The organism is Fredinandcohnia onubensis (assembly GCF_002734215.1).
Lineage (GTDB): Bacteria > Bacillota > Bacilli > Bacillales > Bacillaceae_L > Ferdinandcohnia > Ferdinandcohnia onubensis.
The window spans coordinates 135,222-156,094 of sequence record NZ_NSEB01000023.1 but is presented as its reverse complement, the minus strand read 5'-3'; the positions used below and the strand labels follow the sequence as shown (position 1 = coordinate 156,094).

Genomic DNA, 20,873 nt, shown 5'->3' with positions numbered 1-20,873 from the left:
CTACATTTGGTTATTAAGTGCAAGCTAAATTACATTCTTCTCCTTTAACTTTTCATATTCCAATAAATCTAACTCAAGAAGGCCAAGATATATATGTTCATTATCGGCACCTAATGATTTACCAGACCATGCAATCTTTCCTGGTGTTTGTGAAAACTTTGGAACGACCCCAGGGACTGGAATCTTTCCTTCTTCAGAATCAGTGACCTCAACAATATTTTCACGTGCGGCTATGTGAGGATCCTGAAAAATATGCTCAACACTATTTACAGGAGCAACCGGGACACCTGCTGCTTCAAGTTTCTCAAGTACTTGATTTGCAGTATGATTTTGTAACCATTTCTCAATTATTTCATTCAATTCGTCAGTATATTTTGCACGATTACGCATACCGATAAATCGGGGATCCTCAAGTAAATATTCCATATTCATCGCTGTGGCTAATCGTTTAAATGAACTATTTAATCCAGCGTGAATTGTAATCCAACGACCATCTCCAGACATATAAGTTTCTGCTGGCGCCATAGAAAGATGACGGTTACCAACCCGCTCACGCACTTCTCCATACACGCCATAGGATGCAATTATATCCTCGGAAATACGAAATGGGGCTTCATAAAGTGCTAAATCAATTTCTTGCCCTTTCCCCGAACCTATTACATCACGATAATATACTGCCATTAATGCAGAAAGAGCATTAAATGTTCCGGTCAGATAATCAGCAATTGAAATGCCCATTTTTACAGGTGGTTTATCGGGATGCCCTGATACATAACTTAGTCCACTATAACTTAATGCAGTACGGTCAAGGCCAGGTTTATTTTTATATGGTCCAGTTTGACCATAACCAGATACCCTTACCATGATTAATCGGGGATTGATCTCAGAAAGTTGAGAATAACCTAAATTCCAGGATTCAAGGGTTCCAGGAGAAAAGTTCTCTACTAGAATATCAGCCCATTCAACTAAACGTTTAAGTAATTCTTGCCCTTCAGGCTTCCGCATATCTAGGGTAATACAGTGTTTATTACGAGCACCGTCTACCCAGGCAAGTGAACTGCCATTTGATGTTGGCTTGCCGTATTGTCTAATTGGGTCACCTACTTTAGGTAATTCAATCTTGATAACGTCTGCTCCAAAATCTGCAAGAAGTCCTGCTCCAAAAGGTCCTGCAATTAGCGTTCCTATATCCAAAACCTTAAGCCCTTTTAAAGGACCGAATTCTGAACTTCCTGGTAACTTCTTAGTACCTAATCTGTCCATATTGGATGTCACACTCCTTATTTTGTAACTGGTCCGCTCGGCTCAACCTCATTATCTGGCAACGTTTCACTCAAATTCAGTTGTCCACTTTTTATTTGATTTTGCAATGTAATAAATTTGGTACTTGGTTCTAATCTATAAAAAGTCAACTGCTTTTCTTGTGCCTTGGAATAGGATAGCTCACAAAGCATACCCGGCGGTGCACATAAAATTTTTACTCCGTTATTTACCATCCAATTGACAGTAGCTCCTCTTCGCCCCTCCTTAAGACCTAAAGCAGGGTTAGGTGCATCTGTAAATTGACCTGTTTCAGTATCGTAAATACGAGCAATCTCTCCTTCAACTATTGGGACAATCGTTTCCTTATCGTTTGACAATACCATTCCTAATAACATAATTTTCATCTCCTCCTTGTTTTAATTATAGTTTAATTAGAATAGTAAAAATATTTGGTGTTTTTTAACATCGATAACTTAAAACTATCAATAAGAGATTAATATCCATTAAAATTTATATTTTACTTATTAGAATATTTAATAACCTTCATCAAAAACATCAATAACCTTTTAAAGCTTTTATGTGTTACGTTCTTATTAACAATTTTTGATGGGGGAGTTTCAATTGGAAATGGCTCGCGGTAAAGAATTAAAAGTAACTGGTAAAATTCAAACAATCGTTAGATCTAAAAAGTTAGCTAAAATTTTACCTGGTATTTTGTGCTGCATTACTATTATGTTTGTAGGTATTGTATTATCAAATTGGTTAGGTTCTGTTTTAACGTATTTAGGCATACTTCCAAGTGGAAGTTCCAGCCCAATTTCAGGAATATTTGTTTCGATAATCCTAGGATTGCTCATTCGAAACGTAATCGGCATGCATAACTTATTTATTGATGGAGTAAGGTTTGCAATGAAATTTTTCCTCAAGTTGGGGATTATTTTTATCGGATTTCGATTAAGTATCGTAGATGTTATTCGGCTAGGGGGATGGGGTCTCCCAATCGTAGTAGTATGCATCTTAAGTGGATTGTTCATTACAATATTTTTCACTAAAAAGTTAAAGCAATCTACCCGATTAGGTACGCTAGTTGCTTGCGGAACAGGGATTTGTGGAGTTACAGCAATTATGGCCGTTTCCCCTGCAATAAAAGCAAGTGATGATGAGATCTCATATGCTGTTGCAAATATCACTCTCTTTGGATTAATAGGGATGTTAATCTATCCGTTTATGGCATTCTATCTATTTAATAATGATCCTATAAGAGTAGGATTATTTCTTGGAACAGCAATACACGACACAGCTCAAGTTACCGGGGCAGCCTTAATGTATAATCAATCCTTTAATATTGAGAAAGTAATCGATATCGCAACCATAACAAAGCTAACTCGCAATTTCTTTATTATTGCAGTTGTTCCAATTATGTCTTATTTTTTTCTTCAAAATAAACAGGCAAAAACCGAGGAACAAACAATTCCAAAATGGTATAAATTAATTCCTTATTTTGTTATTGGGTTTCTAGCAATGGCCATCATACGTTCTATAGGAGATGCGAACCTAGTACACAATAATTCAGCATTTGGATTTCTGAGTCCAGAAAACTGGAATGCTACTCATTCGTTTGTTAGTACCGTGGGATCTAAGTACATGCTCGGAATTGCAATGGCAGCTGTAGGATTATCTACTAGTTTCCGTATATTTAAAGGATTAGGCTTAAAACCACTCTATATTGGGTTTATTGCGGCTTTATCAGTAGGTCTCGTAAGCCTCGGAATGGTCTATTTACTCGGAGGATTTATTACGATATAATTTCGATATCGAAGATTTATTTTTAGAATTTTCAAATTAATAATGTTATCCCCTAATTTTGTTAATAAGGCCATAATTAGAGTTACTATTTGAGGTATTTCGGTTGCATCTAAAGACTGCTTGCAAACAGCAAGTCAAGACGAAGAACACGAATTAGAAACCATAAATCTCTTATAATTGGATATATTTTTATTTTCGGAAAGGATGTAATTTAGTGAACTTTGACCAGTTAAAAACATTTGTCACTGTTGCTGATAAAAAAAATTTCTCTGAATCTGCTAAAACACTTTACCTTTCTCAACCTACTATTACTTCACAAATAAAATCATTAGAACGTCATTTAAATACAACTTTATTTGAGAGAACAACTAAACAAGTAGAACTTACAGCTTCAGCCAAAATATTTTATAAATATGCAAAAGAGATTATTAGATTAAGTGAATCAGCGGAAAAGGAAATTTCCGATTTACATGGAGAAATACATGGACAGTTGAAGGTTGCATCTAGTTTGACGATTGGTGAAAATATACTCCCCCAACTTTTAGGGAGTTTTAAAGAGAATTACCCCTTAATAGAATTAAGTATTGACATAACTAACACTGATCAAATACTTTTGCAAATTAAAGACCATGTACTCGATTTAGGACTAATCGAAGCACCGGTTAAAGATCCAGATCTAATTTTGCAACCATTTATGAAAGATGAACTAATTTTAATCGCCCCATGCGATTTTTTTGGTGCTGACAAAGTGGATATTACCATGAAGGAACTTTTTCACTTACCACTTGTACTTCGTGAAAAAGGATCTGGTACAAGAACCGTAATGGTTCAATGTATTAAAAAACATGGTTACACCCCTACAAAGTTAAATGTTGTCTTAGAGCTAGGAAGTACTGAGGCAATTAAACAAGCAGTAGAAGCCGGACTAGGCTTTTCAATTATTTCCAAAAACGCTATAAAAAAAGAGCTAAATTTAAATTTACTTAAAGCGTATCCCATTCGTGATATTTTATTTTCCCGTTACTTCTATACTGTTTACCATCGAGACACTGTTCTTAAACCCCCTGTTGAAGCATTTTTAAATCAAATTTTAAATGGGAATACTCTAGAAAGTTAGAAATAGTACAAACTTACAATACTACCAACTCGTAGTGTTAGAGTTGACGTATAAGTCAGTTTCTTATGAAAATATAGGTAAGATGTTTTTAAAAATAATAATCAGGTGCTAAATGAAAAATGCACCTGATTTGTTCTATCTACTAATAACCTGAATCCTCTGATGTTAAGTTATCAAGCATTGTGTAATCGTATTGCTGTAGTGGCTTTTCTGCCGGACCTTCTAAAACTTCACCTGTATAGGAGAAACGTGATCCGTGACACGGGCAGTCCCACGATTTTTCACTATTATTCCAATGAGTTTCACAGCCAACATGGGTGCAGGTTGTATCTACAATGTACAGTTTTCCAGTTTCGTCTTTGTAAGCCCCTTTTCGATGTCCATCAATGGAGATTACGGCACCTTCCCCATTCTGAATGTCATTGAGATTTTTCTGAGGAATTTCCATTTTTCCTTGTACTAAATGCTTCACCACTTTCGCATTGTTCACAAAGAAATTTTTCAGAGATGGATGTGCATAGAATCGAGCTGGTGAATACAGATCGCGATATGGGTTATTGCGTTTCAAAATAATATCTCTAAATAGTAACGCAGCTACTGCACTGTTTGTCATACCCCACTTACGGAAACCCGTTGCGACCAGAATGTTTGGTTCACTGGTTGTTAACTCCCCGATATATGGGATTTTGTCCAGTGTCTCAAGATCTTGTGCGGACCAGTGGTATTGAATATCCTCTAATTCAAAAACCTGTTCACTAAAAATACGTAAGGAATTGTAATCTTCCTTTGTGTCCGTTCTTTCACCCGTTTGATGGCTTCCGCCTCCAAGGATAATGTACTCTTCGCCATTCGTTGAAACAGATCGAATCGAACGAGTTGGCTTATCGACACTCAAATACATCCCACCCGGGTAACTCTCCTGTGCTTTAATGGCAACAGCGTATGAACGCGACGCTTTCATTCTAGCCGAATAAAGCCCTGTCCCTTCGAAAAATGGGAAATGAGAACACGCGAGGATAAAACCACCAGTTACCCGTTTGTTATTGCGAGTTAGTACGGTAGGTTTTTCGCCTGTTTCAACATTGACCGCAACCGTATGTTCAAAAATGTGGCCACCTTTTTCTTTAATGATTTTGACAAGGTGCGCTAAATATTTGACTGGATGGAATTGTCCCTGATTTTTCATCACAATTGCGTTTTTTATCTCAATGTCAAAAGGAATAGTGTCTACAAGGCCACCATCAATTCCAATTTTTTCATAGGCTTGTGCCTCGCTCTCAATCTTTTGTGCATACTCATCTGTTGTGGAGTACAGGTAGGCATCCTGTTCCTTAAAATCACAATCGATTTGGTGCTCTTCTACTGTTTTTTTGACAAAATTTAATGCATCCGTGTTTGCTTCATAATAAAGCCTTGCCGTGCTTCTTCCGAAATTTGTAATGAACTCATCATAGATAAGGTCATGCTGTGCCGTAACTTTTGCAGTCGTGTGTCCGGAAGTACCGTTAATTAAATGATCCGCCTCTAATACGGCGACTTTCAATCCCTCGTTTACTAAGACATACGCGGAGGTTATACCTGCAATCCCCCCACCTACAATCACAACATCTACCTCAAGGTCTTCTTCGAGTGGAGGAAACTCTGGAATGTCAACATCGGCTCTCCATAAAGGCTCGGGTGCTTCGGGAAGCTTTTTCTCATTTGCCACAATAAACCCTCATTTCCTAAAATAAGTAAGTTTGGGTTTAGGATTTCCAGTAATTTGGGTATCATGCATGGGTTGTGATGAAATTGGGGTGGGTGGGTGAAAGAAATTAGGATAGTGGTGAAATATTGTTTATTTGCTTATGAAGGGGATTCGCGGGTTTTTTCTGCGGAGTTTTCCTCTTCATATCGCTTATGAAGAGGATTCGAAGTTTTTTTCTGGCGGGCTTTCCTCTTCATACCGCTTATGAAGGGGATTCGCTGTTTTTTTCTGGGGGGTTTTCCTCTTCATACCGCTTATGAAGGGGATTCCTCAATCTATTCCATTGGGTTTCCTCTTCATTCCACTTATGAAGGGGATTCGCCGATCGCTTCCGCAGAGTTTTCCTCTTCATAAAAAAAATCACCCGCCCACAGGACAGGTGAAAAAACTTAAGAAGTAACTTCCTTATTTTTCACAACGCGTGATGTTAAAATTGGAATCACAACGAAAACCCCAATCATCACAACCAGCGCAACAACCGAGTAGAGTAGAGGGAATCCAAACAGATTGATTGTGTTAAAATCATCAAAAAATGGCTCAACATTCATGTAATATATAAACGAAAATTGGAAGATATCCTCTACCCAATTAGGAAGTTGAAGTGTTTCTACCAAAAAGTATGGTATCGAAAAGATTGCACCATTGACGATAAGTGAAACCAAAGCATTTTTACAAGTAGACGAGATAAGCACAATCATAATGGCAAAACTACATGCTCCTAGCAAGTGAAATCCTATTTGAAGTAAATGGTACTCTAGCATTGTAAAACTATAAGGCGAAAAATAGTATTTAAAGGTATATTGGATGGACGTTTCCCAGCCACTGTTCCCATATTGAATCAGGTTCCACGCAATGTTAAAAATCTCCCATCCCACTACAACAATAGCGGTATAAATTAAGGCAGCTCCAATCTTTGCACCTAGCAATGATCCTCTTCCCTTTTTCGAGCTAAGAATATAGTTGTCCACCCCAGAGCTATATTCCTGGGTGTACATACTAGATAGCCCCACCAAAAGCATGGCTCCAGTGATGAATACCGAAAAAACACTTGCATAATCGATGATTTCTGACGGGCCTTTGTTATAAGCGAAATAAGAGGTATCAATCTCCTTTAACATGGATGCTTTAAGTTCAGTATTATATTTATTTTCCCCAGCAAGCTCTTTGATTTTTTCCTGAGCATTCATTTCCACCTGATGTCCGTACGCGATATTTTCGTAAACTCCCATCAATGTCCATTCATCTTCAGACAACCACTGATCGGTTTCCATCATTTCGTCTTGCTTTTTCATTAACTCTTCATTGCCCTTGGCAACAACTTCAAGTTTTTCGTCGGTAACTTTCCCTTCCCATTCCTTATAGATTGCTCTTTCTTGATCAGCACCAGGATAATAGGTAAATCCCGTCGAAAAAACAATCAACAAAAGGAACGCAACATACACCATTCTTTGCTTGAAAATTTTATATAATTCAAATTTCAATAGCTCCAATTAAGCCACCTCCTCATCGAAATAATAGAGATATAAATCCTCTAGATTCGGATGTTCATTTACAGCATTTTGATGAGGTTTAACATCACTTAAAATCCGTAACTCGAATTTATCCTCAACACGAGCAATGTTGCCTACCTTATAAATAGATTGAAACTTTGTAATTTCAGATTCAGTTTCAACTGTGACAGACCACACCTTTTCTTCGATTCCTTTTAATAACGATTGAGGTGTCTGCTTTTGAATCAGTTTTCCTGACTTTAAAATCAAAACTTCCTTCGCAATGAATTCGATATCTGACACAATATGTGTGGATAACAATACAATTCGGTTTGTTGAGATTTTTGATAACAGATTTCGGAACCGGATTCTCTCTTTTGGATCAAGGCCTGCCGTTGGTTCGTCTACGATTAGAATTTTCGGGTCATTTAAGAGAGCTTGCGCTATTCCAACTCGTCGCTTCATACCTCCTGAAAACTTCCCTACCTTTTTCTTCGCGTGCTCAGTTAATCCTACCAATTCCAATGTCTCCATGACCTTTGCTTTTGCATCTGCCTTTGATAATCCTTTTAATGTTGCAATATAAAGCAAAAACTTTTCAGCTGTAAAATTTTTATAAAGCCCCACATGCTGAGGCAAATATCCGATGACATCTCGATATCGATAATCCAAAACCGAAATATCTTGACCTTCCAGCAATACTCTCCCGGAGCTCGGCTTCATGACACTAGCGAGGATGCGCATCAATGTCGTCTTCCCTGACCCGTTTGCTCCTAAAATCCCGTACACTCCTGTTGTAAATTCTAAACTTATGGCATCCAAAGCCTTTTTATCTTCAAAGACTTTTGACACATTTTCAATGGTTAAATTCATATGAAATACCCCTTTTGTAAATTCTACTCATTTTAATCAAGATAAAAATCGTTGCAGCTACAGTTACCAAAATATATGCCACTGCTGAAACCGTTTCGATTCTTTCCATTACATCTTGTTGTGGAAGAAAAACAGCAACGACTGTCCAAACGACTAGCCCACCGGTTAGCGTGTATGCTCGACGAAATTTTGAAGCTACCACTAACATGATCGCTGCAATGATGGTAAATGGTGTTACCCAATAAAGAATTAATTTTCCAATCATCACCTCTGGGATAAGGACTGTAAAACTAATCGTTAACAGGATATTCAGGGTAATATTGAAGACTCCTACGACAACCATTCTCGATAAAATAATTTCTTGTAGGCTAAATTTAAATGACATCTCTAGTTCAGCCATCTCGGTATTTCCACTCTTAAACACCTCGATTAATCCAATGAATGTTGGGAGTGGAGCCACATACAGCATAATGAGATATGGGTCTACCTCGTAAAAAAGAGTTGAAGTTACTCCGATTAGTAAAAACAATAGATTTAAACCCCAAAACAATGGTGAAAAATAAAAGACTTCCCTTGTTGAATGCTTCATTACGGTTGATACACTGGCAACAAGTGTTTTCCATTTATTTTCTTTCTTAGGAACGTGAGGACGAAGCGCATCAACTGTCATCATGATTTCAGACTCACTTGGAAATTCGACATCAAACTCGTCCAAAGTCATTCCCAATTCCTGTTCCCATTCTAAAATCTCATCATCGATCTCAAATTTATCGGTTTTTCTGTCGTTTTTGTTCATTTCCCTCACCTCTCTTTAATGCTGTTGCAAGTTTCCCAAGGCCTTGCTTCAATCTTGATTTAACGGTCGACACATTAGCTCTCGTGATGTCAGCTATCTCTTGAATTTTCATGCCATGATAGTATTTCAGAATCACAGCTTCTCGTTGAATATCTGGTAGACTATTAATGGCAGCCTTTACTTGCTCCCTTGTTTCCTTCCGTTCAAATATGTAGGGAACATGACTGTTTTCACTTTTGATTGTTTCCTGAAGCTCCGTTTGCGTAGATGTTTGTTTATAGTCAGCACTTCTCCAATAATCGCGGCAATGATTGACGGCAATGGTGTAGAGCCAGCTTTTAAAACTACCTTTATTGGAATAAGATTTGATCCGCTGCATCATTTTTATGAAAATTTCCTGTGTTAAATCGTACGCCATTTCCTTGTTTCCCACTTTTCGATAGACAAATGCGTAAATCGGTTTGTAATACTTCCTTGTCAAAACCTCCATCGCCGCTTGACTACCCCGCAAGATTTCTTCAATTAGTTCTTGATCCTCAGGCATTTTTATCACCTCAATTATGTAAGACGAAAAGATTTGAAAAAAGATTTATTCCGTCAAAAAAAGTTTCTGCTTTGATTATCTATTTATAATGAGAAGGCTGCAACGGGAAAGTGATCATTACGCAAAAAAGCACCCATCCAAAAAAATGGATAGATGCTTAGTAAATATTGTTCTACATAAAATGATTCAGTACAAAATAGACAATCAAGCAAAGGATAGATCCTGTTAAAAATGGACTAATTCGGAGTCGTACTTTTTCATGCTTTCCTCTGTAGCTACCGAGAAATGTATTAAAAACGGCCATTTCTGAGTTTTTTGTAAAAATATCGCCTGAGGAGCCCATTATGAATGCGACTATAATAAAGAAACAAGAGCCAACAAACAAGGTAGTTAACGTATTTGCATCTAAATAGAGGGAAACTCCAAAGAGGATTGCTATCTCTATAGTAGTAACAAGGAGCGCAAATGTCATGTATCGTACCATTGTTCATCCCTCCTTCCTCAAACCGCTGATACCGTTTATTACGATTGAGCACGAGAAAAGTTTCGGAATACTTAGTATATACTATTCAGCTTTTTCATCCTTTAGTCCGGACAAACCAGGGCTTGGACTTTACCAATTAATAGATTATTTAAATTGTAAGCGGTTTTAGTTGGTAAGTCAAAAATACGTGTTATAATGAGGTGGATGACAGTTGCAAACTAGTAGCAAACGGAATTTACTACTACTAGAATGTATATGTAAAAGGGAGAGGACATCATGAGCCAAGTTCGAATAGAAAAGGATTTTCTTGGAGAAAAAGAGGTTCCAGTTGATGCCTATTATGGCGTCCAAACGATACGTGCAGTTGAGAATTTTCCGATAACTGGTTACCGTATCCATGAAGAATTAATTATCGGATTAGCAATGGTTAAGAAAGCAGCGGCATTAGCAAATATGGATGTGAAACATTTATATGAAGGTATTGGCAAGCCAATTGTACAAGCGGCCGATGAAATTATAAATGGAAAAATGCATGATCAATTTATAGTAGACCCGATCCAAGGTGGAGCAGGAACATCTATTAATATGAATGCAAACGAAGTCATTGCTAATCGTGCCCTCGAGATTCTTGGACATGAAAAAGGAAAATACAATGAAGTAAGTCCAAACAGCCATGTGAATATGTCTCAATCTACAAATGATGCATTTCCAACGGCACTTCATATTGCAACACTTAATTTAATAGAGAAATTATTGAAAACAATGGAGCATATGAAAGATGTTTTACAACAAAAAGCACAAGAATTTGACCATATCATTAAAATGGGAAGAACTCATCTTCAGGATGCAGTGCCCATTCGACTAGGACAAGAGTTCGCTGCATATGCTCGCGTGTTAGATCGTGATATTAAGCGTATACAACAATCACGTCAGCATTTGTATGAAGTTAACATGGGGGCTACTGCTGTAGGTACCGGACTTAATGCTGAACCACGTTATATCGAAAATGTAGTCAAATATTTAGCGGAGATTAGTGGACTTCCTTTAGTCGGTGCTGAACATCTAGTAGATGCCACCCAAAATATCGATGCCTACGCAGAAGTTTCAGCTGCGTTAAAAATAAATATGATGAGTATGTCAAAGATCGCAAATGATTTACGATTAATGGCATCTGGCCCACGTGCTGGACTAGGAGAAATTAGCTTACCAGCTAGACAACCGGGTTCATCCATTATGCCAGGTAAAGTAAACCCTGTTATGCCTGAAATGATTAACCAGGTAGCCTTCCAGGTAATTGGAAATGATCATACAATCTCCTTAGCTACAGAAGCTGGGCAACTAGAGTTGAATGTCATGGAACCCGTTTTAGCATTTAATTTATTACAATCACTTAGCATTATGAATAACGCATTCAGAGCATTTACTGATTACTGCCTATCAGGAATCAAACCAAATGAAGCGCGTATGAAGGAATATGTTGAGAGAAGTGTTGGTTTGATTACAGCTGTAAATCCACATATTGGTTATGAAGTCGCGTCTCGAATTGCTAGAGAAGCCATTTTAAATGGAAAACAAGTACGTGAACTTTGCTTGCTATATGATGTGTTAACCGAGGAAGAATTGGATCTTATTTTGAACCCATATGAAATGACAGAACCAGGGATTTCCGGTTCATCATTGTTACAACGAGCATAAACAAAGAGGACTGGCGACAGTCCTCTTTTTCATGTTAAATCGCCTTCACCATTCCACCGTCAACCAAGTAGGCTTGCCCAGTCATATAGGAGTTAGCATCCGACACTAAGAACGTAACAAAATTGGCGAATTCTTCAGGTGCGCCATAGCGTTTTAACGGAATGGTTTCTTTGTACATTTGTTCAATTTCTTCAATCGGCTTTCCTAGTTTTTCGGCATTGATTTGGTCCAAGTGTGCCACTCGGTCTGTTGCAATACGTCCGGGTGCGACCGTATTGATGAGGATTTTATAAGGCGCTAATTCGTCAGCTAATGTTTTGGATAATCCGACAATTCCTAGTCGAAAAGTATTAGAAAGAATTAGACCAGGAATAGGCACTTTGATAGACGAAGATGCAATATTGATGATTTTTCCGCCATTTTCTTTCAAGTATGGTAGAGCGCCTCGAATCATGCGAACATAACTTAATAGATTTAATTCAAATGCCCCCTGCCATGCTTCATCATCTAATTGTTCAAATGTTCCTGCTGGTGGCCCTCCCGCATTGTTCACGAGAATATCAATAGTGCCAAACGTATCAACTGTATGTTTTATGAGTGTTTCAATGTCTTCTTTATTGGTAATATCCGTTTGATAATAAGAAACTTTTCCCTTATTGAATGCTGATAATTCGTCATGAACTGCATTTAGTTTGTCCTTACTCCGGCTCGCCAGCACCACATTGGCTCCTTCTTTTACGAGCTGGGTTGCAATTGCTTTTCCGAGGCCTTGGCTAGAAGCTGCAACGATAGCTGTTTTCCCGCTTAAATTTAATTCCATATGTCATTCTCTCCTTAAATTTGAGTTTATTCTTCCATTTTAGCCCATTTTCATCGTTTTGTGTTGTGCTTTGAATGTTGAAGTGTTCCCTAACTTTATTGAATTGCCCCCTACCACTCAATAATTGTCCCCTAACTCCAGATAATTGTGCCCTAAGCAAAAAAAGAGCCAGCTCCCACAAAAAGAGCTGACCCTATATCTATTTCGACACCGAAACCTCAACCTGCTTATCGATCCTAGGTTTCCGTTCGAAAATACCAGTTCCTAATAACACGCCACACACGATTAAAACGAAGCCAATTAACTGAATCAATTTGAATGCTTCATTTAAAAACAACACCGATCCGATCAATGAAAAGAATGGTGCAAGGTTTAAGAAAATGGCCGTTTCACCTGGTCCAATTTTGGAGATCGCAAAATTATAACACAGGTTTCCAATACCTGTTGAGATAATCGCAGATGCAGCAAATACGACCCACACATAGGCTGGAACAGCTCCAGTTGTAGTGATAGACTGCCCTTCCAACGCAAAGCTTAACATGATCAAGAAGCCCGCCCCCATTAGTAAAGCGTAACAGGTAATCGTTTTTGCATTTAATGTATAAGAGGCTTTTCGAATAAAAATAAAACTTACCGCCTGCGCAATGACGGATAAAAACACATAAAAATCCCCGAGGGCAAGCTTCGTAAATGACCCTCCACCCAGGATTAAGATAAAGTAAATACCGATGATTCCTAAAAACACACCACTGATTTTCAAAATGGTCATTTTCGCTTTTAGAAAAAGCACCGCCAAAATATTGGTAACGAGCGGTATTAAGGCTAGAATGGATGCACCATTTGTGGCACTCGTGCCCGTCAAGCCGACAGAAAGTAATGCTTGGTGGCCAAGAATGCCAGTCAAAGCACTAAGTGAAACATACCCAAACTCGTGGAGGTTCATTTTTTGGAGATCTTTTTTCACATATAAAAAGACAAAAATCACATGGCCTGCTGCCATGATTCGTAGACCGGTAATGGATACAGGTGGAAAATTTTCAACCAATATTTTAATCGCTACAATGTTTAGCCCCCACGCAACCATGACAAATAACAGAATGCCGTATAAATAAAGTTTTCGCACATTCACCCATCCATTCTGATGTGATCCATCTGATCATTAATGCACTCTATTATACTCCATATCTGCTAAAAAATGGCTCGAAAAATAAAAGTCTGGTGAGAAAACACAAATCGTGTCTTCTACCGGACAAGTCCTTTTTTCAAAAGGTTCATTTCGATTGTAAAGCTTCTTAATGCGGATTCTGATGATAAATCATAAGCAAAGGCATGGATTAAATTGCGCAGCATCACGGATGTAATGATTTGCATCGCATGAAACAATTCCTCATCATTCAAGACATTCAATTTGCTTTTATTAATTCGAGAACTTAACTTCATAAAGTTTTCGTTCATTTCGACTTCGCCCGTTATTCTGTCAAACGTACGTTCAATCTTATGGGTCATGTTAAGCAATGCATTTTTTAAAAAGGTGAATTCTTCCTCATCTTCCTCTAAGAACAATTCGAAAAAGTTAACCATTGTTTGAAACAAATCACCATCATGCTTTTCTAACATGGATAAAAACGCTACTTTCTTTTCTTTCGCGTATTCACTTAATAAAAAGAAAAAGACATCTTCTTTATCTTCAAAATATTGATAAAAACTTCCGCGTGGAATTCCAGCGGATTTTATAATATTGGAGATTGAAGCGTCGAATAACGGAACACTTGAAAATTCCTGCTTTGCCGCTTCGAGCAGCGTCCGTTTTTTGTCGTCGGGTAAATTAAAGAAAGTAATCTTAGGCATTTTCACCTCTCCCTATTTGTCGAAGGATAAAAAGTCATAAGGAAGAAGGATTTTATCATCCAAAGTATAAAGCTCTTCCGTTTTCGTTGATTCCTTTAGTTTGTTCATTTCTCTTTGAAGTTTCTCCATTTTTTTATCTAATTGTGCTGCAGTTACAGCAGCTTCCTTTAATTCATCCTTCATGTGTTGAGGGATTTCTTTATTATATTTATAGTAAATTTTGTGTTCTAGGCTTGCCCAGAAATCCATTGCGATCGTCCTGATTTGAATTTCAACATTAATATGCTCTTCACGGTCTGACATAAAAATTGGAATTTGCACAATTAAATGTAGACTTTGGTACCCATTTGGTTTTGGATTTTTAATGTAATCCTTACACTCGATTAAGGTAACGTCCTTTTGCTTTTGCAGCATCTCACTGATTTTATAAATATCGGAAATGTAGGCGCATGTGATTCGAATCCCCGCAATGTCCCGGATATTTTCTGTGATGGACTCAAAACTATAGTCATATCCCTTGCGTTGAATTTTGTTTAATATACTTTCTGGTGATTTCAGTCGGGATGATACATGCTCAATGGGATTGTAATCATGTATATATTTAAACTCCTGTTTTAAAATATTGATTTTGGTCATCATTTCTTCAAGCGCAAACTTGTATGACATCATAAATCGTATCAGTTCTACTTTCATATCTTTAAACTGATTCATTCGTATTCCTATAGACATAATTCGTCTCCTTTAATGTGAAGCTATTGGTCTTTTAATGATTGAAGCCTTGACACCAAGCGACTGCAGTTTCTTTGCAAGCTTTCTTAGTTTCATTTGGTTTAGTTCATTTTTAGGTTCTGTCTTTAACATGACATCGGTCACCTCACAGTTTCATTCTAGATGACACCATGTCACACGTCAACCGAACATGACACATTGTCACATTATGTTCACATCCATAGAAAAAGCCTTCCTCATTTAAGAGAAAGGCCTAAACCGTTACAAAGCGGTACTTGTTTTTTCCACAACAGGCTTCTGTTCATTCAATTCCGGGTGAGCTTTTCTCACAACACTTGGTCTTGCTAGAACAAGGATCACTCCGATTAAAATAACAGCTGATGTGATGAGAATATATTGGCCAGGCAATACATCGTATAAGTAACCAAATATAATCATTCCAAGTGGCATTAAGGCAACAGCCATCGATTCTAAAATCGAGAATACGCGCCCTTTGAAGTCATCATCAATCATTTTTTGCATCATGACTTGAATCGGTGTATTTACAACAATAATCATCGAACCGAACGTAAACATTGCTACAAAATAATACACAAACACTGACCAATACGATAAGGAAATCAGTAATGGGACAGCCATCGCTCCCATAATGACCCCTAACCCAATGATTCCACGTTTTGAAACAAGGAATGGAAATTTCACTTCTTTTCGAATCGAGAAGTAAATCGAGAATAACAGCATCCCAATAGCAAATGCCCCTTGTGTAAAGCCAAAATGTTGTGATTCCAGCTTTAATTTTTCAATTAGGATAAATGAGTATCCGACCTCAAAAGCACCGAAAAGGAAGTTGATGATTAATGAAATCCAGATCATCGTCATTAGTACCTGTTTTGTTTTTAAATAGGTAATACCTGCTTTAATGCTTTCCCACATTGTCTCCTTCTGTTCCGATTCTTCTTTCGCCTTGCGGTTTGAGAACAGATTGAAATTCATTGTGGATTCTAGTAAAACCGCAATGATAGAAGCTACGATATACATTCCTAAGAACAATTCCATCGATACTGTACCATATAACAGTCCACCCACTGCTGGGCTACCGATGGCTGCAAAAGACATTGAAATCTGGTTAAGTGACATTGCTCTTTGGATACGTTCTTCATCCACCAAACCGGTAATCGATGACGTAAAGGTTACACCAGTAAATGAGGTTGCGATTGATAATACGACGGTTGTTGTGTAAATCGCAATCAGGGATAAACCATAGGTCATACTAACAAAAAGCAGTCCGATAATCGCTAATGTCGTAACGAGCTGTGAGATAATCACGATTTTTTTCCGAGAATATTTGTCTGCTGCATATCCTGCTAGCGGTGCTATAAGTGCCCTCGGTAAAAGATTACAGATTAGATTTGTCGCAAAGCTTGTTGCTGATCCTGTTAGTTGAAGTATATAAAAGCTGATTGCAAATGCGTATACTTGTGCGCCGAATGAGGAAATGATTTTACTAATTGTGAACGTAAACAAATGATAAGATGCTCTTTTAAGCTTTTGTAGTTCAGTCATGCTAATTCCTCCAATTTTGGAAAAGTTTAATTTGATTAAACAAATCATATCATCATATTACTTTCTTTTCAACAAAAAGTTTAATATAATTAAACAAAATATTAAAAATAGGGAGAGTGCCTATTTCTTATGCTAGGTGAACGCATCCGTAAATTACGTAAACAGAAGAAATTAACGCTAGAAGAACTTGCAGGTACAAAATTAACAAAAGGCATGCTGAGCCTGATTGAAAATAATAAAGCAAATCCATCTATGGAGAGTTTAACGTACATTGCAGAGAGACTTGAGATAGATTTATCACAGCTTTTAAATGAAGTGAATTTTGAAGAGTTACGAGAAGTATTGGATGAGGCTGAAAAAATTTTTTCACGTAACTCAGAGGATTACCCTGAAAAATATAAACATCTGTTCACGCTCATTGAGCCAGTTGTTTCCCAATTAAACCAGGGCTATGTAGCTGCAAGGTTGCTGGAGCTATATGGGTACAGTTTGTACTGGGAAAAGCAAGGAGACTGGAAACAACCTCTTGAACAAGCAGCCATTCTGTATGATCAAATGAATGTAACAACAAAACGGGTAGGCATTGCCTCATTTCGCTGCCTTACCGAGTTTATCGAACATAACTATGAACAATCATTGGAGACAATCTTGCACGAACGCAAAGAAATTGAAAGTAAGCATGTCTATATTGACCCCATTTCAAGATTGGACCTTGATTATAACGAAGCCATTATGTATTTTGCTGTTGGAGATATTGAAGCGGCGAAACAAGTTATGGAGGATGCAATTTCGTTCTCCCAAAAAAATAAAACGTTCTATCGAATTGATGATTTATACAGGCTAGCAGCAGCTTATTCGATGATGGCAAAGGAATGGGAGCAACATGAATATTACCTGAATAAATTGAATCAATATGCTGAGTTTTCGGATGATCTGATGTCACAAGTTACATCAAAACTTTTTCACATTGAATCCCTAAATGCCTATAAACATGATTACCAGGTAGCTCTTTCAATGGTCGAGCAGCTTTTAGATGATCCAGAATTAAATCATCATCAATTAATTGAATGGTTTCATCTTGAAAAAGGTAAAGCATTACATGGACTAAAAAGTTATGAAGAAGCATGTCAGTATTTCGAAAAGGTGATCATCCCTAACTATCACCACCACCCTTTTGACTTGTCACAATTTTATTTGAAAGAAACATTTATGGCGCAATGTCTCGTTGAACTCGGAAAAATTGATGAGGCATTAGTAGCTGCGAAAAAAGCGGTTGAATTATTTGATCACCTTCCTGATTCTCCTTTTAAAGAGCTAAGTTTGGAGACTTATGAAAAAATACAGGCATTGAAATCTGCAAATGGTGTAAATCATGATGGATGACCATACTCATTTGAAATAATAAAGAAGCAGGAAATAAAAAGTACTTTTATTTGAATCTCAATATTTGATATCATACTTAAAGAAAAAGTATTAAATGAAGGTGAATAAATTGGATTATCAAGTTTTACTTTATTACAAATACATCGAAATTGATGACCCGCAGGCTTTTAGAGACAAACATTTTGAATTTTGTTCTTCCCTTGGATTGAGAGGCAGAATACTTGTTGCAACAGAGGGTATCAATGGTACTGTTTCAGGTACGGTGGAACAGACAGAAAGATACATGGAGTATATGCGCAACGATGCCCGTTTTTCGGATATGGTTTTCAAAATGGAGAAAAGTGAAGAACATGCTTTTAAAAAGCTCAAAATAAAGGTGAAACCAGAGATTGTTAATTTAAGTCTTGATGAGGACTTAAATCCCAATCAAATTACTGGTAAGCATCTTTCACCAAAAGAATTCCTTGAAACGTTGCAACAAGACGATGTCATCGTTCTTGATGCGCGTAATACGTATGAGTACGATCTAGGTCATTTTAGGGGGGCCATTCGACCAGATATCGAAACGTTCCGCGAGCTGCCAAAATGGGTCGAAGAAAATTTAAGCGAGCATAAGGATAAGAAAATATTAACCTATTGTACAGGCGGAATTCGTTGTGAAAAATTCTCTGGATTCCTTGTAAACGAAGGCTTCAAGGATGTTTCTCAACTTGAAGGTGGCATCATTACGTACGGATATGATCCAGAGGTAAAAGGTGCACTTTGGGACGGAAAATGCTATGTGTTTGATGAACGCATTTCTGTACCAGTCAACCGAACTGGTGAGGAAACGGTGGTTGGAGAGTGTCATCACTGCGGGAAACCAGAAGAACGTTATGTAAAATGCGGTAATCCGGAGTGCAACAAGCATCTCCTATTATGTGAGGACTGCGAACATGAACACTATAGATCTTGTAGCCAGGAATGCAAAGACCACCCACATAATCGCTATGTGAAGGAACATCACTTGGTGTAAATATAGCCAAAAAAACGCTTTGAGTTCAAAAAACTCCGAGCGTTTTTTAAGTCTAATTTTGATATTAAATTTTGAGTAGAAATGGCTAACTCCCTAATTTACTTAAATCGAATAAAGATAATCGACCCACTACTTCATAACCGTTTCCTCTCCCTTCAGGTTTTACAATGACTGTCCCCATATTTGATATTTGCCCTAAACCAATTCCTTCGGGAAAACTGTGGGCAATGATAATATTATTTCTTCCACCTGCTGGCTTTGATTCTAAAACTGACTGAAGACTATTCAGGATTCTTTGTTTGTCTCCACTTGGTACATTTCCACTCAACCGATATACTTCAAACCAAAATGGATTAACTTGAACATTTCCACTTCCAAATGCTAACTGTCCAGTTTCAATTGTCCTACAAAAAGGACTTGTTTCTATTGGGTAATTAACCGGTATTCGGAGGTATCTGAGAATTTCACCATAATAAATAGCTTGTCTTCGTCCCTTTTCAGAAAGACCTTTTTGAGTTAAACAGTTTTGAAAATTTAAATTGGGTAAATCCATTCCAACAGGCGCTTCCCCATGCCTCGCATAAAATATAAATCCACCTTTTCTAAGGGAATCAAGTAAGGATTTCTTCAAACCACCCTTCCCCCTTCTAAGTCATTTTTTGGTTTATTGCTAATGTATGCTAAGCTATACAACAACGGTCATTAACCAATAAAAAAACAACCGGCATAATAAGACCTTTTACCGGTTGTTTTTCAGACATTTTTCATCATCATTTTGCTATTTTTTCAATCTCTTCCGAAGCATAAACCACTTTCCCTTGTTCTTTTTCCTGAGCCACTTTGTACATCGCTTTTGCTACTGTTTTTCCTTCGATTGCTCTATATTTTTGAAGGGGGCCAGTAAATATAAACTTTAAACCTTTAAACAAGACAGCCGCCATTTTCTCTCCAAGACGAAATTCGCCTCTCTTTCCAAGTAGAAGTGATGGACGAAAGATAGAAAGTTGTTCAAAGTTAAGTTGACGAACCTTTTCTTCAAGTTCACCCTTCATTCTTGGATAAAAAAGCTTCGCATTACGGTCTGCATTCATTGAACTAACTACTAAATAGTGTTTTGCGCCAGCCTCTTTTGCAATTCGACCAATCTCAACTGGACAATCTACATCTACTTTGTACATAGCTTCTTGGGTCTTCGCCTTTTTAATGGTAGTGCCTAAACATACAAACACATCATTCACTGCGAAATATTGTTTATATTCATTAAGACGATGGAAATCGACGATTACTTCTTTTAATTTTGGATGATTCATCTTCAGTGGATTTCGAACTAGAGCATTCACCTGTTTATATTCAGATGTCTCTAGCAATTTATGTAGTAGTTCATTCCCAATTAAACCTGTAGCCCCAGCAATAAGTGCCGTCTTCTCTTTCACTTTGCCAACTTCCTTTCGCATAAAGAAACGCTCATTTTCCTTCATAAGTATACCCATTTTTATTTCATTTGGCATGTTACTAATCTGTTGTAGGACTTTCTTATGAAAAAAGTATAGTTTTATAGAGATGATAATGGTAAAATTAGGAAACAAGTCCCATATTTCATTCTTTTTCATTTAATTTTACCAAAATTTTCACTCAATTAGACACAAAAGTAGTTTCATCTGTATTATAATAGATTTAATACTTTTATCTAACTATTTACT

20 protein-coding genes are annotated in these 20,873 nt (G+C 37.3%); 5 read left to right on the top strand and 15 right to left on the bottom strand.

Annotation, left to right across the window (positions count from 1 at the left end):
• Window positions 1–24 precede the first annotated feature (24 nt).
• Window positions 25–1,263 (bottom strand): CaiB/BaiF CoA transferase family protein, encoded by a 1,239-nt coding sequence (locus tag CKK03_RS21985; RefSeq protein WP_099364641.1) that lies wholly within the window; start codon window positions 1,261–1,263, stop codon window positions 25–27.
• Window positions 1,264–1,280: 17 nt separating this feature from the next.
• Entirely contained in the window at window positions 1,281–1,658 is a 378-nt protein-coding gene (locus CKK03_RS21980; RefSeq protein WP_099364640.1) for a NifB/NifX family molybdenum-iron cluster-binding protein, read from the bottom strand.
• A gap of 232 nt (window positions 1,659–1,890) precedes the next feature.
• Here CKK03_RS21980 and CKK03_RS21975 point away from each other — a divergent pair, with 232 nt between their 5' ends.
• Together CKK03_RS21975 and CKK03_RS21970 are read left to right on the top strand one after the other, a co-directional pair.
• Complete coding sequence (locus CKK03_RS21975) at window positions 1,891–3,069, top strand: YeiH family protein (protein WP_099364697.1); 1,179 nt, start codon at window positions 1,891–1,893, stop codon at window positions 3,067–3,069.
• A 214-nt stretch (window positions 3,070–3,283) separates the two neighbouring features.
• Complete coding sequence (locus CKK03_RS21970) at window positions 3,284–4,186, top strand: selenium metabolism-associated LysR family transcriptional regulator (protein ID WP_099364639.1); 903 nt, start codon at window positions 3,284–3,286, stop codon at window positions 4,184–4,186.
• 142 nt (window positions 4,187–4,328) lie between these two features.
• On the opposite strand, the gene CKK03_RS21965 is transcribed toward CKK03_RS21970, so the two are convergent.
• From CKK03_RS21965 to CKK03_RS21940, 6 genes are all read right to left on the bottom strand, one after another.
• Complete coding sequence (locus tag CKK03_RS21965; RefSeq protein ID WP_099364638.1) at window positions 4,329–5,894, bottom strand: FAD-dependent oxidoreductase; 1,566 nt, start codon at window positions 5,892–5,894, stop codon at window positions 4,329–4,331.
• Window positions 5,895–6,322: 428 nt separating this feature from the next.
• Complete coding sequence (locus CKK03_RS21960) at window positions 6,323–7,423, bottom strand: hypothetical protein (RefSeq protein ID WP_099364637.1); 1,101 nt, start codon at window positions 7,421–7,423, stop codon at window positions 6,323–6,325.
• On the bottom strand, window positions 7,424–8,296 hold the full coding sequence (locus tag CKK03_RS21955) for an ABC transporter ATP-binding protein (protein WP_099364636.1): 873 nt from the start codon (window positions 8,294–8,296) through the stop codon (window positions 7,424–7,426).
• A complete protein-coding gene (locus CKK03_RS21950) occupies window positions 8,280–9,092 on the bottom strand; it encodes a hypothetical protein (protein WP_099364635.1) in 813 nt (270 codons plus the stop codon). The genes CKK03_RS21955 and CKK03_RS21950 overlap by 17 nt, the downstream gene beginning before the upstream one ends.
• Window positions 9,064–9,636 carry an RNA polymerase sigma factor gene (locus CKK03_RS21945; protein ID WP_099364634.1) on the bottom strand — a complete coding sequence of 191 codons (573 nt, stop codon included), beginning with the start codon at window positions 9,634–9,636 and terminating at the stop codon, window positions 9,064–9,066. Before CKK03_RS21945 ends, CKK03_RS21950 begins: the two co-directional genes overlap by 29 nt.
• 172 nt (window positions 9,637–9,808) lie before the next feature.
• Window positions 9,809–10,120 carry a hypothetical protein gene (locus tag CKK03_RS21940; RefSeq protein ID WP_099364633.1) on the bottom strand — a complete coding sequence of 104 codons (312 nt, stop codon included), beginning with the start codon at window positions 10,118–10,120 and terminating at the stop codon, window positions 9,809–9,811.
• 276 nt (window positions 10,121–10,396) lie between these two features.
• Between CKK03_RS21940 and aspA the strand changes: the two genes are divergently transcribed.
• Window positions 10,397–11,815 (top strand): aspartate ammonia-lyase, encoded by a 1,419-nt coding sequence (gene aspA / locus CKK03_RS21935; protein WP_099364632.1) that lies wholly within the window; start codon window positions 10,397–10,399, stop codon window positions 11,813–11,815.
• Window positions 11,816–11,849: 34 nt separating this feature from the next.
• Here the strand turns inward: aspA and CKK03_RS21930 are convergent, their stop codons facing one another.
• From CKK03_RS21930 to CKK03_RS21910, 5 genes are all read right to left on the bottom strand, one after another.
• Window positions 11,850–12,635 carry an SDR family oxidoreductase gene (locus tag CKK03_RS21930; RefSeq protein ID WP_099364631.1) on the bottom strand — a complete coding sequence of 262 codons (786 nt, stop codon included), beginning with the start codon at window positions 12,633–12,635 and terminating at the stop codon, window positions 11,850–11,852.
• A 199-nt stretch (window positions 12,636–12,834) separates the two neighbouring features.
• Complete coding sequence (locus CKK03_RS21925; protein ID WP_099364630.1) at window positions 12,835–13,758, bottom strand: DMT family transporter; 924 nt, start codon at window positions 13,756–13,758, stop codon at window positions 12,835–12,837.
• A gap of 119 nt (window positions 13,759–13,877) precedes the next feature.
• Window positions 13,878–14,483, bottom strand: coding sequence for a TetR/AcrR family transcriptional regulator (locus CKK03_RS21920; RefSeq protein ID WP_099364629.1), 606 nt, complete (start codon window positions 14,481–14,483; stop codon window positions 13,878–13,880).
• Window positions 14,484–14,495: 12 nt separating this feature from the next.
• Window positions 14,496–15,212 carry a GTP pyrophosphokinase gene (locus CKK03_RS21915; RefSeq protein ID WP_099364628.1) on the bottom strand — a complete coding sequence of 239 codons (717 nt, stop codon included), beginning with the start codon at window positions 15,210–15,212 and terminating at the stop codon, window positions 14,496–14,498.
• 261 nt (window positions 15,213–15,473) lie between these two features.
• Entirely contained in the window at window positions 15,474–16,775 is a 1,302-nt protein-coding gene (locus tag CKK03_RS21910; protein ID WP_099364627.1) for an MFS transporter, read from the bottom strand.
• Window positions 16,776–16,904: 129 nt separating this feature from the next.
• Here CKK03_RS21910 and CKK03_RS21905 point away from each other — a divergent pair, with 129 nt between their 5' ends.
• Both CKK03_RS21905 and trhO read left to right on the top strand, forming a co-directional pair.
• A complete protein-coding gene (locus CKK03_RS21905) occupies window positions 16,905–18,158 on the top strand; it encodes a helix-turn-helix domain-containing protein (protein ID WP_099364626.1) in 1,254 nt (417 codons plus the stop codon).
• 94 nt (window positions 18,159–18,252) lie between these two features.
• Entirely contained in the window at window positions 18,253–19,173 is a 921-nt protein-coding gene (gene trhO / locus CKK03_RS21900) for an oxygen-dependent tRNA uridine(34) hydroxylase TrhO (protein WP_142354051.1), read from the top strand.
• A gap of 85 nt (window positions 19,174–19,258) precedes the next feature.
• Here trhO and CKK03_RS21895 read toward each other — a convergent pair whose 3' ends face one another.
• Window positions 19,259–19,804 (bottom strand): histidine phosphatase family protein, encoded by a 546-nt coding sequence (locus CKK03_RS21895; RefSeq protein WP_099364624.1) that lies wholly within the window; start codon window positions 19,802–19,804, stop codon window positions 19,259–19,261.
• Window positions 19,805–19,943: 139 nt separating this feature from the next.
• Complete coding sequence (locus CKK03_RS21890; RefSeq protein ID WP_245864253.1) at window positions 19,944–20,651, bottom strand: oxidoreductase; 708 nt, start codon at window positions 20,649–20,651, stop codon at window positions 19,944–19,946.
• Window positions 20,652–20,873: the final 222 nt, after the last annotated feature.